This window comes from Veillonella sp. DNF00869, assembly GCF_001553345.1.
Lineage (GTDB): Bacteria > Bacillota > Negativicutes > Veillonellales > Veillonellaceae > F0422.
On the sequence record NZ_KQ960771.1, the window covers coordinates 105,302 to 121,305 of the forward strand.

The window sequence follows — 16,004 nt, forward strand, 5'->3', positions numbered from 1 at the left end:
ACAGAAATAGGATAGGGGAAGTATTTTGGAACAGATCCGAATAGAAAAACTAGGGAAATCCTTTGGGATACGAGAAATCTTTTCTAATGTATCTTTTACCATACGACAAGGAGAGCGTCTTGCTTTAGTTGGCCCGAATGGGGCAGGTAAATCGACGTTGATGAAATGCATACTAGGCATAGAAGAACATGATGAGGGGATCATTGTGAAAGACAGTAGTATCACTATAGGCTATTTACAGCAAGATGTAAATTTAGGTGATGCTAGTTTAGAAGAAGAAATTCAAACGGCTTGGGCTGATGTACAGCACTTAGAATCCCAGTTAGAAGCGTTAACGACAGAATTAGAAAATCGAGATGCCACAGAACAGGACTTGCGTCGTTTATCCTATTTACAAGAGCGATTAGAATGGCTTGGTGGCTATGATTATGAAAAACAAAGCCAACGTATTGCTTATGGGTTAGGATTTAGTGACGAAGATTTAAAGAAGAAAGCCAGTGAATTTTCTGGGGGACAAAAAACGCGTATTAACTTGGCGAAAGCCTTGGTGCGTCGTCCTGATTTTTTATTTCTTGATGAGCCTACTAACCATCTAGATATGCCAATGTTAGAGTGGTTAGAGGGATATTTAAAATCCTATAAAGGTGGCATTGTCATCATCAGTCATGACCGATATTTCTTAGATCAAGTGGCGACAGAAGTGGTAGAATTATCTCATCATAAAGTGCATACCTATAAAGGTAATTATAGCCAGTTCTTGAAACAACGAGAGCAGCAACGAGTGGCGTATCAACGTGCGTATGAAAAGCAACAGGAACACATTCGTAAAACGGAAGAATATATTGACAAATATCGAGCAGGCATAAAATCTAAAATGGCTCGTGGTCGTCAATCACAGTTAGATAGACTAGAAAGATTAGAGGCACCAGACCAAGATAGAGAGTTTGCTTTTACCTTTCCTAAGGCAGAAATGAGTGCAGACAGAGTGTTGATGGTGGAAGATGTGTCCATTGGATATGATGTAGAACATCCAGTGGCTACACATATTACAACGACCTTACGTCGAGGAGATGTGGTAGGCTTAATTGGTGCGAATGGAGCTGGAAAATCGACTTTTGTAAAAACAATTATGGGGGAACTTAATACACTGGATGGATCGATTACAACTGGAAATCGTGTACAGACAGGATATTTCTCGCAAGAACATGAAGAATTACACCCTAGTTGGTCTGTGTTACAAGAGATCATGGCTCCTTATGATATGTCAGAAGAATCTGCTCGTAGCGTATTAGGTGCCTTTCGATTTAGAGGTGATGATGTATTCAAGTTAATAGGAGATTTATCTGGTGGAGAACGTGCTAGGGTAGCTTTATTACAGTTATTTTTAGAAGGCCGTAACTTCTTAATCCTTGACGAACCGACAAATCATTTAGACATCCCTACACGAGAAACAGTGGAGCAAGCCTTACAACAGTTTGAGGGCACATTGCTCATTATTTCCCATGACAGATATTTGTTGGATGCTGTGGCAAAACGCATTGTGGTCTTAGATAATGGTGGCATTGAAGAGTTTCATGGCAATTATTCGTATTATAAAGAAAAAATGTTGGAACGATCAGTGTTAGCAGCCCAACGATTAGAAGTTGAGCAGATGAAACGCAACAATATGTCCAGCAATACAGCAGGAAAGGCCGACAATGCTGGAGGTACAGCAGTGAGTACTGATTCTAATGGTGAGATACATAAAGGTATATCTGAGGCTGCTATAACAGAGGAACAAGATACTAGCTATTCAGAAGCAGTGACAGCCCCTAAAAAGAAAACGAATTCTTTTATGCTGGAAAAGGAATTAGCCAAAGTAGAATCAGATATTGCAAGGTATGAGGCGACAGTTAAAATGTATACGGTACAGCTACAGGACCCATCTATACAAGGAGATATATCAGAATATGAACGATTGTCTCAAGAGTTAGCCAATACAACATCACAGTTAGAGGCTCTCTATGAGAGGTGGGAACACCTTAGCGAAGAGGCCTAGGAGGTTTCTATGAAAGGTCGTTTTGCACCCAGTCCTACAGGCCATATGCATGTAGGGAATTTGTGGGTAGCATTTTTGTCCTATTGGTCTGCACGGCATCAAGATGGTGAATATATAGTGCGCATAGAAGATGTAGATACACAACGGTCTAAACTAATCTATGCAGAACATATACTAGAAGATTTATCTTGGCTTGGTTTTACTTGGGACGAAGCACCTACGTATCAATCCGAACGTTTGGATATATACGAGAGATATTTACAAGAATTACATAGCCAAAAACGGTTATATCCGTGTTATTGTAATCGAGCGCGCTTACAGGAAATCAGTAGCGCTCCTCATCAAGGTGAAGCCAATCATGTGTACGATGGATATTGTTTAACCCATGAGCCGACTATAGGTGAAAGACCACCTTCTTGGCGATTTCATATGGAGAATATAAAAGGATCCTTTCTGGACATATATCGAGGCACGATAGATTATGAAATCCAATCTTGTAATGATGATATCGTGTTAAAGCGATGGGATGGAATGATTGCCTATCATTTGGCGGTGGTCATTGATGATTATGAAATGGGTGTCACAGAAGTAGTTCGTGGTAATGATTTACTGCCTGTGACGGGTCATCAAATTGCGCTGGCCCAAGCCTTGGGGTTTCCTTCTTTGCAATATGGTCATGCCCCTATGCTAGTGGATGCAGAAGGGTATCGTCTGTCTAAACGGCAACAAAGTATAACCATACGTGATCTGCAGAACCAAGGGGCTACACCAGAGAGATTGTGGGCATGGTTTGCATTAGAAACAGGATTACTCACAAAGGGGGACTTACCTCTTAGCGGTCACATAGGGCTTTCAGAACTATTGGAGATTACAATTCCAAAGAAACTATTAAAACAAGATACAATTAAATTGACAAATTTCGATATTATGGTATGATAGTACAGTAACGAGGTGATACGTATGTCAATGGAAACAGCGATCCAAGAAAAAACGTGGGCCGTTTTAGGTGCCACAACAAGAACCGATAAGTTCGGATATAAGATTTTCAAACATCTTGTCAATAAAGGATATACAGTGTATCCAGTGAATCCTAATATTACATCTATCGATGGCGTACAATGCTATCCAAGCTTGCATGAGTTGCCAGTAGTACCTACTGTAGTCGACTTTGTTGTGCCAGAAAAAGTTGGTTTAGAAGCTCTAGATAGTTGTAAAGAGTTAGGGGTTAAGACCGTTTGGCTACAACCAGGTGCGGATAAACCGGCAGTAGTGAAAAAGGCAACTGAATTAGGTCTTGAAGTGATTCAAGACTGTGTATTGATTCAAATTTAATAGGAGGCTTATATGAGCGCAATTATTGATGTAACATCTGCAAATTTTAAAGAAGTAGTAGCAACAAATGATAAAGTAACTGTTGTAGATTTCTGGGCACCATGGTGTGGATACTGTGTTCGCATGATGCCAGTATATGATGAATTGGCAGCTGCCTTAGGCGACAAAGTGACATTAACAAAAGTAAACACTGATGAACAACCTGAATTGGCACAATTCTTCAAAATTGAAATTCTTCCTACTTTTGCTATCTTCAAAAATGGTGAAATCGTAGATCGCAAAATCGGTTTCATTCCATTAGAAGAATTAAAAGCAGCTGTAGAAGCTCATCTATAATACACAAAAAGGACTGATATCTTTGAGATATCAGTCCTTTTCTTATGTATACCGTTTATCTAATAAACTTTCTAGTTTTTTCTCTTTTCTAGCATCTAATATTTTACCAGCTAGAATAGAAGGAATAGCAACGCCCACACCGATGGATATGATGATTAGGATGGCAGTGACTCCACTTTGAATGGCTTCGACTAAGGTTGCAGATGTGAGAGAATTAATATGTAACATGGCATATAAAAATCGATAGATAAATACGCCAGGTACAAGAGGAATCGCTGATGGAATCGCTAATACTTTAGAGGATGTATGGGAATAACGAGCTGCTTTCAGAGAAAATAAACTGACCATAGCAGCAGCGATGAAAGTAGCGCCAAACACAGAAAATCCTAAGTATAATATGAGCGTATTTTTTACTAAAATAGCAATGAGGCCACCAATACCTATGAGTGGGAGTAGACGCTTTGGAGTATAAAACATCACAGCATAGCCTGCAGCACCCACAACGGCAGCACCTAATAAAACAATGGAAATGCTGTCTGGAACAATACTTAAATGGGTGAAATCATAAGAATGATTGAAGTATTGAGCCATGCTAATCCCTACAGTCATACTGCCCACAATGAGTAACGTATGTACAGATCGAGATATTCCTGCCAAAATGTAGTTGTTTAGCAAATCATCGACTGTATTAATGAGAGGAATGCCAGGAACCATAAACAATGTGCAAGCAATCATAGCATAGATGACATCGGCAGAGTCAAAAATACATCCAGATAGAAAGGCTAATCCAGAAGATACCGCAGCAGCACAGGCGATACTGATATACCCATTAATTTGAAAACGTTTTAATATCAATTGTATAATAAATCCAAGGAGAGCGCAGAATGTTGTAATCCATGCAGAGATAATAGTACCCCCAAATAAGATAGGAAAAGCACCACAGGCAAATCCTGCAAAGATGGCAGATGTGGCATCCGAATGGGGAGGATCTTTTTTAGCAATCTCTTCGAGTTTTTGGGAAAATTCATCAAGAGTATACTCATTACGTAATGCAGTCCAAGTTAAGACACTAATGGCGGAAATAATATCCATATTAGCACCTAAATATTGGACATTTCTAAAGGATGTAAAGCAATCTTCTGGACTATGAATATTAATTAAAATATTAGAGTAGGCAATATGGATATGAAGATGATCTGCTGGAATTCCCATATATGCGGCTGCGCGACGCATATCTCGAACAATTTGGTTCGCATTGGCTCCATTTTCAGATAATAAACAGCCCATACGAAGTAGAATTTTTACCTTTTTTCTGATTTCCACAAAGGGTTCTTCTAAAATGCGCAAATCCTTTTCTGTGTATTGAGACATATTAATACTTCTTCCGTAAGTGTTTTATGTCTAAATCTACATCCACTTCCACAGTATCTGCTTCAGGTTCAGCATCTACAAACTCAATAGATTCCAAATGTTGTACCACTTGGGCACGGATAAAACCTAAATACACTTCATATAAATCTTTCTTTTCTGCTAATTCTTCTTCTGTTAAAGTTTGACCAGATTTTTTTTTCGCTGCCAATGCATTAATGCGTGTTAATGCTTCTTCCATGGTCATTTCTTTTTTTTCTTGTTCAGTCATAGATAATCTCCTTATTTGTTAGTAGACTTTCTTTATGGTATGATACTTTATATACTTGGTTAGATGAAAGTATCTAATCGATGATATTCATTGTAGATTTATATTATAACACAATTTATATAGTTTTTTCATCTTAGAGGAGAAGGCTCCGATGCGAATCACAAAAGCCATCAAGGCAGAGCAAATACGAATATTGGGAGAAGTCTACCATGATGCAAAACCGGCACTAGAATTTACTACGCCTTTTGAATTACTAGTAGCAGTTGCATTATCTGCACAATGTACTGACGAACGAGTCAACATTGTAACAAAACGACTCTTTCCGAAATATAGCGATCCTAAAGACATGTATGAATTAGGTATACCTGGATTAGAGGCGCTCATTAAAGATTGCGGGTTATATCGTTCTAAAGCTAAACATATTCATGAAACATGCAAAATTTTAGTGGAACAACACAATAGTGAAGTGCCCCGAGATTTTGATACCTTAGTCACATTGCCAGGGGTTGGTCGTAAAACAGCCAATGTATTAGTATCCATACTATTTGATACACCAGCCATTGCGGTAGACACGCATGTGTTCCGAGTGTCCAATCGGTTAGGTTTAGCCAAGGGTAAAACACCAGACGAAGTAGAAAATAAACTGAAAAAAGCAATTCCTATGGAACACTGGAGTGCTGCACATCATTGGCTGATCTGGCATGGCCGAAAGATTTGCAAAGCACGAAAACCATTATGTGACGAATGCCCTTTATATGATGTATGCCAATCGGCGGGGAAGGTATAATATGACAGAACAAATGAGACGTCTCATTGAGACTTTTACAAAAGTAGGTATTACAGGTCCTGCTATCGTACAGGAAATAGCAAGATTCCGTGTATTAGATCAAATTATCACCCAAAGCGGTGAAGTCCGTGAGTGGGGGATTACGCCGAAAGAATTGTTTGAGCTTGCTCAAACATCCACAGTAGATATGTTTGGTCCTTTACCATATGATGAAGCAGGGTTTAAGGAAATTTACGGCATTTCCTTTAGCGTAGAATTAATGGATTTCATCAGTGCTACTGGCTATTATGAAGGTGTATCCGCAGGTCGTCAATGGACTGTACCGTTCAAAGAAGTTATCGACTTCCACAAGAATACAGAAGGTATAATTCTCTTTGCCTATTTTGAGGAATATGCAGCCATTGCAGAAGAAATAATGCAAACCCTTCCCACAGATCGTTTGCTGTTCTATACAGCCTCTGAAAGCTGCTACAATCTATTCCGTAGCTTATATCCATTGGCACCAGTGATCAATGAATGGCCAGAAGATGTCATTTTTGACCACATTGTAGCAGCCACATCTGGCATGTTCACAGCACCAGTAACGACTATGGAAGAAATGGCGGCTCGTGTGAATAATGTAAGCGAAAAAGGCACTGTACGTTACTTCATTCCAGTGTCTGCCGTACAAGATCAGTTGAATATGAATCGTGTAGCCTTACAGTTCATGATTCTTCAAAATCATTTAGAAGTCGTTCGAGAATGGGCCCCATTGCAAACCTATGAATTCCGCTATGGCTTAGGACCTGTGAAAAAAGTAGATTTGTCCATTTGTGAAATCGTTGAAGATGGGTATAAGCAAACCAACTTCATTCCATTGCCTCACGAAGTTTTGGCGTCTATGGAAACATTTAGTTTGGCTCACTATGGACTTTCACTATATGGTGTACAAGTAAGTATGGATCCAAAACATCCAACCATGGGTGAAGATGGATATATGCATGGAGACTATCGTATTCCAACATACATGCAACGCATGTTTGAAGCATTGGAGGGATATTATTTACAAGTATCTATGAAAGGCATCGATGTGTCTGTTACATTGGAACAAAAGGATGGTATTCCCTTAGGAGCATCCCCAGAGGATGAATGCGTACAAAATGCGATGGAACAATCTGTTTTACAAGATGATACAGTTGAATATCGTTGGTATTTTAACCATCCAAGTGCACCATTCTTATGGTATACGTATTTCAATAGCGAAGAAGGAAAACAAGTAGTACGCACCTTAGCGTCCATGGTAACTACCACACCTGCATTATTACAATTAATGGGTAGTTGCCGTCGTCAAGTAGTAAAAGAAGAGGCCTTGGCTACATTTACGACAAGCTTTACCACTTCATTAGAACAATATGAAACAGAAAAAGCGCAAGCTGAAACAAACTGGGGCAATGCATTAGCCACACTAGCTAGTGAGGTCATACCAGTGCCAACAGAAACGAATACAGAAGCAGAGGAGGGCTAATCATGGCTGTGGTGAATTATTCAATTTATAAAGTACTAGGTACACTTTCAGAAAATAAAGATGGCATGAAAAAGCAATTAACATGCACAAGCTGGGGACGTTACAATCCTAAATTCGATATCCGTGCTTGGGATGAAGATTACTCACAAATGACAAAAGGTGTCACCTTAACATTAGAAGAAATTTTAGAACTAAAAGAAATCTTAAACTCTGTAGATTTAGAAGAAGCTTTAGAAGAAGCAAAACAAGAACGAGCAGAGGCTAAAAAATTAGAAGCAGAAAAATCTGAATAAGTCATAGTCCCTAGTATTGCATAGAGTATAGCATTCGTGATATAATCTATAGGAAAAGTTTAGACGTTGAAAAGAGGTGTATATACATGAAAGAAGGAATTCATCCTAATTATGCGGAAGCAACTGTAACTTGCGGTTGTGGAAACACATTCAAAACTGGTTCTGTTAAAGGTGATCTTCGCGTGGACGTTTGCTCCAACTGCCATCCATTCTTCACAGGCCAACAACGTGCGGCTAAAGCTCGCGGTCGTATCGAACAATTTAACAAACGTTACGGCAAATAATTACGTAAATAACCTATACAAATTAATTGGCAGAGCTAAGGCTCTGCCTATATTTGTTTTACAGGAGACCCTATGACTCAGGAACGAGTAAAAAAATATGTAGGTGGACAAGCTGTCATTGAAGGGGTTATGATGCGTGGTCCTAAGATTATGGCCACAGCTTGTCGAAAACCAGATGGAACCATCACGGTTAAAGAAGAACCTACGAAATCTATCCAAGACAAGTATCCCGTATTAAAGTTGCCATTTCTGCGTGGAGTAGTAGCTTTATTTGAATCCTTAGTGATTGGTATGAAAGCCTTATCCTTTTCGGCACAGGCCTCTGGAGAAGAAGAGGAAGAGGTATCCAACAAAGAAATTGCCATCACTATGGCTGTATCTGTACTCATTGCAGCAGCATTATTTATCGCCTTACCGACATGGTTGGCAAAATTTATGCCAGGTGCAGGCACAGATCATATGATATTGAATTTATATGAAGGAATTATTCGTTTAATCCTTTTTTTATTATATATTTTTGCTATTGGACTCACTCCAGATATTAAGCGTGTCTTTCAGTATCATGGAGCAGAGCATAAAACGATACACACCTATGAAAATGATATGGAATTAACCGTGGAAAATGTGCGAAATCATTCTAGATTACATGCACGGTGCGGTACTAATTTCTTATTATTCGTCATGGTAGTGAGTATTATTGTATTCGCATTTCTAGGTTGGCCTAATTTAGTGGAACGTATAGTATCTAGATTAGCCTTGATGCCAGTGGTGGCTGGAATTTCCTATGAATTGATTCGCCTAGCTGGACGGACACAGCATCCACTCATGAAAGCCATCATTGCTCCTGGTTTGGCCCTACAATATATGACTACGAGAGAGCCAGAGGATGATCAAATTGAAGTGGCTATTCGTGCCTTACAATCTGTGCGACCTAGTGAAGAAGATGCTTACGAAGAAGATTAGAAAGGAGTCACCGTGTTAGTAGATAAACTGCAAGTGATTGAAGATAAATTTTTAGACTTGGAACAGCGCATTTCTGACCCAGATGTGATTGCTCGCCAAGAAGAATGGCGTAAACTGACTCGCCAACATGCGTCATTAACGGATACAGTGAACACATTCCGTCAATATAAACAAGTCTTAGCCGGCATTGAAGAAGCGTTAGAAGTACTAGGTGATAAAAGCCTAGATGAAGACTTCCGTGCTATGGCACAAGAAGAATTGAATGAATTAAAAGTTCGTCGAGATGAATTAGAAGCAGAATTACATATTTTGCTATTACCAAAAGATCCGAACGATGATAAAAATATTATCGTCGAAATTCGTGGCGGTGCTGGTGGTGATGAAGCAGCTTTATTCGCAGGAGATTTATTCCGCATGTTTACAAAGTACGCAGAAACACAAGGCTGGAGATGTACCATCATCGATGCGAACGAGCCTGAATTAGGGGGCTTCAAAGAGGTGGTATTCTCTATCGAAGGCGACAGTGTATATTCTAAGTTAAAATTTGAAAGTGGCGTACACCGTGTGCAACGTGTGCCAGATACAGAATCTTCTGGACGTATCCATACGTCTACTGTAACGGTAGCAGTATTACCAGAAGCAGAAGATATCGACATCGAAATCAATGAAAAAGATTTGGAAATCGATACATACCGTGCCTCTGGTGCAGGTGGACAGCACATTAATAAAACGGAGTCAGCTGTCCGTATTACACACAAACCATCTGGTATTGTGGTAGCTTGTCAGGATGAGCGTTCTCAGCTCAAAAACCGTGAAAAAGCCATGCGCGTATTGCGTGCTAAATTACAAGATAAAGCAGAGCAAGAAGCGACGTCCGCTATGGCAGCAGACCGTAAAAGCCAAGTGGGTACAGGGGATCGCTCCGAGCGTATTCGTACGTACAACTATCCACAAGGTCGTGTGACAGACCATCGTATTAACTTAACTTTATACAAATTAAATGCTGTATTAAATGGCGATATGGATGAATTAATTCAAGCTTTAATCACAGCAGAACAAGCCGCTAAAATGCAAGAGGCAAATCAACATGGATAATGAGTTATGGACAATTAGTCGCATGCTCCAATGGACAGAGCAGTATTTTCGCTCCAAAGGCATAGAATCAAGCCGCTTGGATGGGGAAGTACTGCTTTCTCATAGTTTGGGCTGTGACCGTATGTATTTATATGTCAACTTTGACCGACCTTTGGACAAAGCTGAATTAGATGCCTATCGACCTCTAGTGGTACAGCGTGCGAAGGGGTATAGCGTAGCCGCTATTACAGGGCATAAAGAATTTATGGGGTTAGACTTTCATGTGAACGAGCATGTATTGATTCCCCGTCCTGATACGGAAACATTAATTGAGGATATACTAGCTCTCTATGATGTAGATGCATCGCCATGCATTTTAGACTTATGTACAGGTCCTGGTACTATTTTATTAAGTCTATTGCATTATTTGACTAATGCCACTGGTGTAGGTGTAGATATTTCCAACAAAGCATTAGCAGTAGCTGAAGAGAATCGCATATCCTTAGAATTAGCCGATGTTTCAAGGTTCTGTGAAAGTGATATAAAGCAACTATTAGAACAGGTGAAAGTAGGCAAAGGTACTGAATATGGTGCGGTATTGGATGCTTGTAAGTCTCTATTTGGTGAGCAACAAACATCCTTAGACGGTTTATTTGATATAATTGTGTCAAACCCACCATATATTACCACCGCAGAGATGAACACATTATCTCAAGAAGTATTACATGAACCTCATATTGCTCTTCATGGAGGAACTATAGGATTAGAGTTTTATATTCCTATCATTCGTGAAGGTTGGCGTCTTGTAAAAGACGGTGGATACCTTGCCATCGAAATTGGACAAGGCCAAGAAGAGGCTGTATCAAAGCTAGCCGTAGAAACAGGATGCTATGGAGAACCAGTGTATCAACACGATATAGCTGGTATTATTCGTGAAGTACGTTGGAAGATACAACGCAAATAGTGATATAATAGTACATAGGAAAGGAGGTACGATATGGAAGCATTAGATCATATTGAGACACAGTTATTAACTGCAAATGATGTGGAGTTAGCGGGCACTTTGCTTCGTGTAGGCGATTTAGTAGCTATACCTACGGAGACGGTCTACGGCTTAGGAGCTAATGGACTGGCAGCAGATGCGATGGATCGCATTTATGCTGCAAAAGGGCGACCTTCTGATAATCCTTTAATTTTACATGTATGTGATCAGTCTATGGTACACCGTTTAGTGAAACATATCTCTCCTTTAGAACAAAGATTAATGGATACCTTTTGGCCAGGTCCATTGACGATTACCTTTGAAAAGTCTGCACTAGTGCCAGAGCGTGCGACCGGTGGACTTTCACGGGTGGCATTACGATGCCCAGACCATGAGGTGTGTCGTGAGATGATACGCATAGCTGGTGTGCCTGTTGCAGCGCCTAGCGCCAATCGTTCAGGTCGACCAAGTCCGACTACGGCAGAAGCAGTCTTACACGATATGAAAGGACGTATTCATGCAATAGTGGATGCAGGTCCCTGTGAAATTGGAGTGGAATCTACAGTAGTACAAGTAGAAGATAATACTGTCATTATCTTGCGTCCCGGTGGTGTCACAAAAGAGATGCTAGAAATGGTGGCGGACCATGTGGTATATGATACGGCATTGCATGATCCTACAGAGGCGCCCAAAGCGCCAGGGATGAAATATCGCCATTATGCCCCTGATATGCCTGTACAAGTACTTGTGGGACAGTCATTAATAGTAGCAGAACATATGAAAGACATCATAGATAAGATGGTTCAGCAAGAACCTGTTTTACAAGAAGATTGTAAGGGAAAAACGAGAATTGGGTTATTACTGTCAGAGGAAACCTTGGAAAATTTAAATGTAATTCTTTCCAACTTTGCACTGTCAGTAGATATCATTGTATATGGTGAACAAGCAGAGCCTATGGCATTGGCCAACCGTTTATATGATAGTTTATTACAGTTCAACGACATGGGTGTGGATACATTACTTGTGGAAGGCTGTGCTCCGGTAGGACTTGGTGTGGCCGTTATGAATCGCTTAGAGAAGGCTAGTGGTGGTCATGTACAATATATCTAAGGATGTTTGAAACGCTTGATGGGATGAGTGTATTAGTTGTGAATATTGGTGTATTGATATATATCAGATATGGTTTCTATTAATTGTTTTGTAAAAGTGTTGGCTAGACTACATTAAATAGTGTAATCAGCTTTAAAGTATAGTAGAGGTACTTATGAATTTATTATTTGTTTGCACAGGAAATACATGTCGTAGTCCTATGGGAGAAGGAATTGCCCGTGCTGTAGGGCGTGAGCTTGGTATAGAGGTAGTGACTTTATCCACAGGATTATTTTGTGTTCCTGGAGCTAAGGTGAGCGACGAAGCAGTGGAGGCAGTTCGTGAATTAGTAGGCGAAGATATTAGCGAACACAGCTCTCGCCCATTAAAAGTAGATTTTGTGAAAGCCGCAGATTATGTATTGGCAATGACAGAAGATCATAAAAAAATATTACTTCGCCAATTTCCTTTCGATAGTAAAAAAATTATGACCCTTGCTGAATTTGGTGGCGAAGTTGGGGACGTAGAAGACCCATTTGGACAATCTCAAGAAATATATACTAAAACAGCGGAACAGATTGTAGAGTATATACGAAAAGGGATTGAATTACATAAGTAATTAAATGGTGAATGACGTTTTAAATAAAGGAGGACAAAATGAAAGTAGCAGTTGGTTGTGATCATGGTGGATTTCATTTAAAAGAAGCGATTAAAGGCTTACTAGAGAAACAAGGTATTGAGTACAAAGATTTTGGTACGTACTCTACAGATTCTATGGATTATCCAGATGTGGCAAAACCATTGGCAGAAGCAGTAGCAGCTGGTGAATTTGACCGTGGCATTTTGACATGTGGTACAGGTATTGGAATCGGTATTGCAGCGAACAAAGTAAAAGGCATTCGTGCTGCATTATGCCATGATACATTCTCTGCACACGCTAGCCGTGAGCATAACAATGCGAATGTACTCACTATGGGTGAACGTGTTATCGGTCAAGGATTGGCATTAGATATTGTCGATATTTGGTTGCACACTGAATTTGAAGGCGGTCGCCATGCAAAACGTGTGGATAAAATTTCCGCTATTGAAGAATAATATCGAACAAAGTAACGGCTGGTCCTGAGATTGGACTAGCCGTTTTTATGTTCGATATAATTCTAAAATAAATATATTCGGAATCTTACAAATATAGAAATATTAGTCAATTTACTATACAATAGTGTATGTAATATTACTATTAGATAGGAGATACTATGCATATTTTATTAACAAATGACGACGGCTTATGGGCCCCAGCTATACAAGGATTAGCACAGGAATTAGCAAAGCACCATCGAGTAACAATGGTGGCACCTAAGGTGGAGCAAAGTGCAAAATCTAGTGCGTTAACGGTACAAGTGCCGATTCGAGCAAAAGAGATGAGTGAAGAGGGTGACAACCCAAGAATGCTCTTTGTAGAGGGTACACCAGTAGACTGCGTAAAGTTTTCTTTATCTTATTTATTAAAAAATGATCGTCCTGACTTAGTTGTATCTGGTATCAACCATGGATTTAATTTGGGATCTGATGCAGTGTATTCAGGTACTGTAGGTGCCGCACTAGAGGGATTGATGTACGGTATTCCATCCTTGGCACTATCCCTAGAAAAATACAGCGCCAAACGCATGGAAGAAGTCGTGCCTTTCATTGTTAATTTTATCAAAGTTATGTACGAAGAAGGAAAATATCAAGGACTATTGAATGTTAATTTCCTAAAAGAAGGTCCTGTTGGCTGGGACCAAGTAAAAGTATTCCATCAAGGTTTTCAAGAGTATACGAATGTCATTGATGTGCGCCAAGATGCTAAGGGTAGAGAGTACTATTGGATTGTAGGGGACCAAGGATTCCATAAGGAAGATAAACCAACCGATGTGGGACATATCAAAGAAGGATATATATCTGTGGTGCCTTTGACGTGGAAACAAGAAGATACGGCTCAAATTCCTGTGGTGGAACAGTTAATTGCAAATAAATAGCGTGCAGTCATTAAAGCTTTACAACCCCGAGGAGGGAGTATTAACTTTTGGATATATTTATTATAGTATAGTTATAAATCTTTGATGTATCTAATAATATACAAACGATCTATCTATCATGATATATGATACGATAGGTCGTTTCTTTTTATTGTAAACACCTAGTAATCATATTGGAGTTGACAATAAAAAGCAATAGTGTTTTAATACTATTTGAAAGACATTTTTTATCATCTTATGTTGTGGCTCAAGGGAGGGTCCTATCATGAAAGAAGAATCAAATGTAACAGGTACGATGAGTGCAAGACAAATTACGATGACCGCATTATTTGTGGCTTTGGTAGCAGTAGGAGCATTTATTAAGATTCCTATTCCTAATTTACCATTTACCTTGCAATTGCTCTTTACCACATTAGCTGGTTTAATCTTGGGAAGTCGATTAGGCGGTATGAGTGTGGCGATGTACATCATTCTTGGCCTTGTAGGGGTGCCGGTATTTACTGAAGGTGGTGGATTTATGTACATCTTCAAACCTACCTTTGGTTATCTATTAGGCTTTGCTATTGGTGCTTTTATGGCGGGTCGTATGATAGAAAAAGCAACAGTTGTGACTTTCAAAACATTGTTAACCGCTTCTTTTGTGAATTTAGCTATAGTATATGCCTTAGGCATGGTCTACTTATATGAAATTATGGATCTATACTTAGCAAAACCAATTGGACTAGATGTATTATTTATCTACTGTTTTGCATTGCCAGTGATACCAGATATTTTCCTCTGTATCTTGGCAGCAGTGATTGCAAAACGATTACTTCCGATTTTAAAACGATAGTATACATAACAGATGTGACATAAGGTGCATATACACTTTTGTATGCACCTTATGTTGATAATTGTGAAAGTCACATAAGTGATGAATAACGTAGGAAAGGATAAAATCATGACAATAACTCAAAGCCCAAAAGGTTTGTATATATTAGGTACAGGAACAGATGTAGGTAAAACATATATCACTGCTTTATGGCTCAAAAAACTTCATGAAGCTGGCCATGATGTGGCATATTATAAAGCAGCTGTCAGTGGAGCTCCTAGCATTTCTGAAAGCGATGCAGGATATGTGAAACAAGTGGGGGGACTTTCACAAGAGGATGAAAGTTTACTATCTTATGTATTTGATGAGGCTGTCTCTCCCCATTTAGCGGCTCGTCATGAAGGAAAAGTTATCGATAGAACCATAGTGAACCAAAATTTCTGTAATGTCGCTAGGTCACATACCTATACAACCGTAGAAGGTAGTGGGGGAATTATTTGTCCTCTATATGTAACAGATACAGAGCTATATATGCTAGAAGATGTAGTAAAAGATTTAGGCTTGCCAACCATTGTGGTAGCTACAGCAGCATTAGGAACAATTAATAGTACTGTATTGACAATCCATTATTTGCAATCTAAGGGTATTGCTGTAAAAGGTATTATTGTAAACCAATACACAGGAAACCCTATGGAAGAAGATAATTGTGTGATGATGGAACGACTAACGGGGATTCCTGTCTTAGATCGAGTAGGACCTGAGGAAACATCCTTGCATATAGATGTGGAGCACATGTTACGTTGTTATGATGATATAGTGAATCCCCATGCGTAATTAGATAATTATAAGAGAGGTAT

General features: G+C 39.4%; 19 protein-coding genes. 17 read left to right on the plus strand and 2 right to left on the minus strand.

The annotated features are described in order from the left end of the window. Nucleotides 1-25: 25 nt before the first annotated feature. From HMPREF3032_RS04815 to trxA, 4 genes are read left to right on the plus strand one after another with little or no spacing between them, the layout of a single operon-like run. Nucleotides 26-2,038 (plus strand): ABC-F family ATP-binding cassette domain-containing protein, encoded by a 2,013-nt coding sequence (locus tag HMPREF3032_RS04815; protein ID WP_062402510.1) that lies wholly within the window; start codon nucleotides 26-28, stop codon nucleotides 2,036-2,038. 9 nt (nucleotides 2,039-2,047) lie between these two features. Continuing rightward, nucleotides 2,048-2,974 carry a tRNA glutamyl-Q(34) synthetase GluQRS gene (gluQRS, locus tag HMPREF3032_RS04820; protein WP_062402513.1) on the plus strand — a complete coding sequence of 309 codons (927 nt, stop codon included), beginning with the start codon at nucleotides 2,048-2,050 and terminating at the stop codon, nucleotides 2,972-2,974. Nucleotides 2,975-2,998: 24 nt separating this feature from the next. Beyond that, a complete protein-coding gene (locus tag HMPREF3032_RS04825; RefSeq protein WP_062402516.1) occupies nucleotides 2,999-3,370 on the plus strand; it encodes a CoA-binding protein in 372 nt (123 codons plus the stop codon). A gap of 12 nt (nucleotides 3,371-3,382) precedes the next feature. Continuing rightward, nucleotides 3,383-3,706, plus strand: coding sequence for a thioredoxin (trxA, locus tag HMPREF3032_RS04830; RefSeq protein ID WP_009354160.1), 324 nt, complete (start codon nucleotides 3,383-3,385; stop codon nucleotides 3,704-3,706). A 42-nt stretch (nucleotides 3,707-3,748) separates the two neighbouring features. Here the strand turns inward: trxA and HMPREF3032_RS04835 are convergent, their stop codons facing one another. Both HMPREF3032_RS04835 and HMPREF3032_RS04840 read right to left on the minus strand, forming a co-directional pair. After that, complete coding sequence (locus HMPREF3032_RS04835) at nucleotides 3,749-5,077, minus strand: threonine/serine exporter family protein (RefSeq protein ID WP_062402519.1); 1,329 nt, start codon at nucleotides 5,075-5,077, stop codon at nucleotides 3,749-3,751. A gap of 1 nt (nucleotide 5,078) precedes the next feature. Next, nucleotides 5,079-5,345: a DUF896 domain-containing protein gene (locus HMPREF3032_RS04840; protein WP_231723410.1), complete on the minus strand. Its 267-nt coding sequence runs from the start codon at nucleotides 5,343-5,345 to the stop codon at nucleotides 5,079-5,081. A gap of 151 nt (nucleotides 5,346-5,496) precedes the next feature. On the opposite strand from HMPREF3032_RS04840, the gene nth reads away from it, so the two are divergent. The 13 genes from nth (at nucleotide 5,497) to bioD (ending at nucleotide 15,981) form a co-directional block, all read left to right on the plus strand. Further along, complete coding sequence (gene nth, locus HMPREF3032_RS04845; protein ID WP_062402522.1) at nucleotides 5,497-6,132, plus strand: endonuclease III; 636 nt, start codon at nucleotides 5,497-5,499, stop codon at nucleotides 6,130-6,132. Between the two features lies 1 nt (nucleotide 6,133). Further along, nucleotides 6,134-7,636, plus strand: coding sequence for a hypothetical protein (locus HMPREF3032_RS04850; protein WP_062402525.1), 1,503 nt, complete (start codon nucleotides 6,134-6,136; stop codon nucleotides 7,634-7,636). 2 nt (nucleotides 7,637-7,638) lie between these two features. Beyond that, nucleotides 7,639-7,929 (plus strand): YdbC family protein, encoded by a 291-nt coding sequence (locus tag HMPREF3032_RS04855; protein WP_009354108.1) that lies wholly within the window; start codon nucleotides 7,639-7,641, stop codon nucleotides 7,927-7,929. A gap of 86 nt (nucleotides 7,930-8,015) precedes the next feature. Next, nucleotides 8,016-8,213 carry a 50S ribosomal protein L31 gene (gene rpmE, locus HMPREF3032_RS04860; RefSeq protein WP_009354094.1) on the plus strand — a complete coding sequence of 66 codons (198 nt, stop codon included), beginning with the start codon at nucleotides 8,016-8,018 and terminating at the stop codon, nucleotides 8,211-8,213. A gap of 72 nt (nucleotides 8,214-8,285) precedes the next feature. After that, a complete protein-coding gene (locus tag HMPREF3032_RS04865; protein WP_062402528.1) occupies nucleotides 8,286-9,176 on the plus strand; it encodes a DUF1385 domain-containing protein in 891 nt (296 codons plus the stop codon). Between the two features lie 12 nt (nucleotides 9,177-9,188). Then, the gene (gene prfA, locus HMPREF3032_RS04870; RefSeq protein ID WP_062402531.1) at nucleotides 9,189-10,271 is read left to right on the plus strand and encodes a peptide chain release factor 1; all 1,083 of its coding nucleotides are present in this window, start codon (nucleotides 9,189-9,191) and stop codon (nucleotides 10,269-10,271) included. Next, nucleotides 10,264-11,214, plus strand: a complete 951-nt coding sequence (gene prmC, locus HMPREF3032_RS04875; protein ID WP_062402533.1) for a peptide chain release factor N(5)-glutamine methyltransferase — start codon at nucleotides 10,264-10,266, stop codon at nucleotides 11,212-11,214. Before prfA ends, prmC begins: the two co-directional genes overlap by 8 nt. Nucleotides 11,215-11,247: 33 nt before the next feature. Further along, nucleotides 11,248-12,342 carry an L-threonylcarbamoyladenylate synthase gene (locus tag HMPREF3032_RS04880; protein ID WP_082717800.1) on the plus strand — a complete coding sequence of 365 codons (1,095 nt, stop codon included), beginning with the start codon at nucleotides 11,248-11,250 and terminating at the stop codon, nucleotides 12,340-12,342. Between the two features lie 154 nt (nucleotides 12,343-12,496). Further along, entirely contained in the window at nucleotides 12,497-12,940 is a 444-nt protein-coding gene (locus HMPREF3032_RS04885; protein ID WP_062402536.1) for a low molecular weight protein arginine phosphatase, read from the plus strand. 38 nt (nucleotides 12,941-12,978) lie between these two features. After that, on the plus strand, nucleotides 12,979-13,416 hold the full coding sequence (rpiB, locus tag HMPREF3032_RS04890; protein WP_062402539.1) for a ribose 5-phosphate isomerase B: 438 nt from the start codon (nucleotides 12,979-12,981) through the stop codon (nucleotides 13,414-13,416). A 158-nt stretch (nucleotides 13,417-13,574) separates the two neighbouring features. Next, nucleotides 13,575-14,336, plus strand: a complete 762-nt coding sequence (surE, locus tag HMPREF3032_RS04895) for a 5'/3'-nucleotidase SurE (protein ID WP_062402541.1) — start codon at nucleotides 13,575-13,577, stop codon at nucleotides 14,334-14,336. Between the two features lie 265 nt (nucleotides 14,337-14,601). Beyond that, on the plus strand, nucleotides 14,602-15,168 hold the full coding sequence (locus HMPREF3032_RS04900; RefSeq protein ID WP_062402544.1) for a biotin transporter BioY: 567 nt from the start codon (nucleotides 14,602-14,604) through the stop codon (nucleotides 15,166-15,168). Nucleotides 15,169-15,276: 108 nt separating this feature from the next. After that, nucleotides 15,277-15,981 (plus strand): dethiobiotin synthase, encoded by a 705-nt coding sequence (bioD, locus tag HMPREF3032_RS04905; RefSeq protein ID WP_062402547.1) that lies wholly within the window; start codon nucleotides 15,277-15,279, stop codon nucleotides 15,979-15,981. The last annotated feature ends 23 nt before the right edge of the window (nucleotides 15,982-16,004 follow it).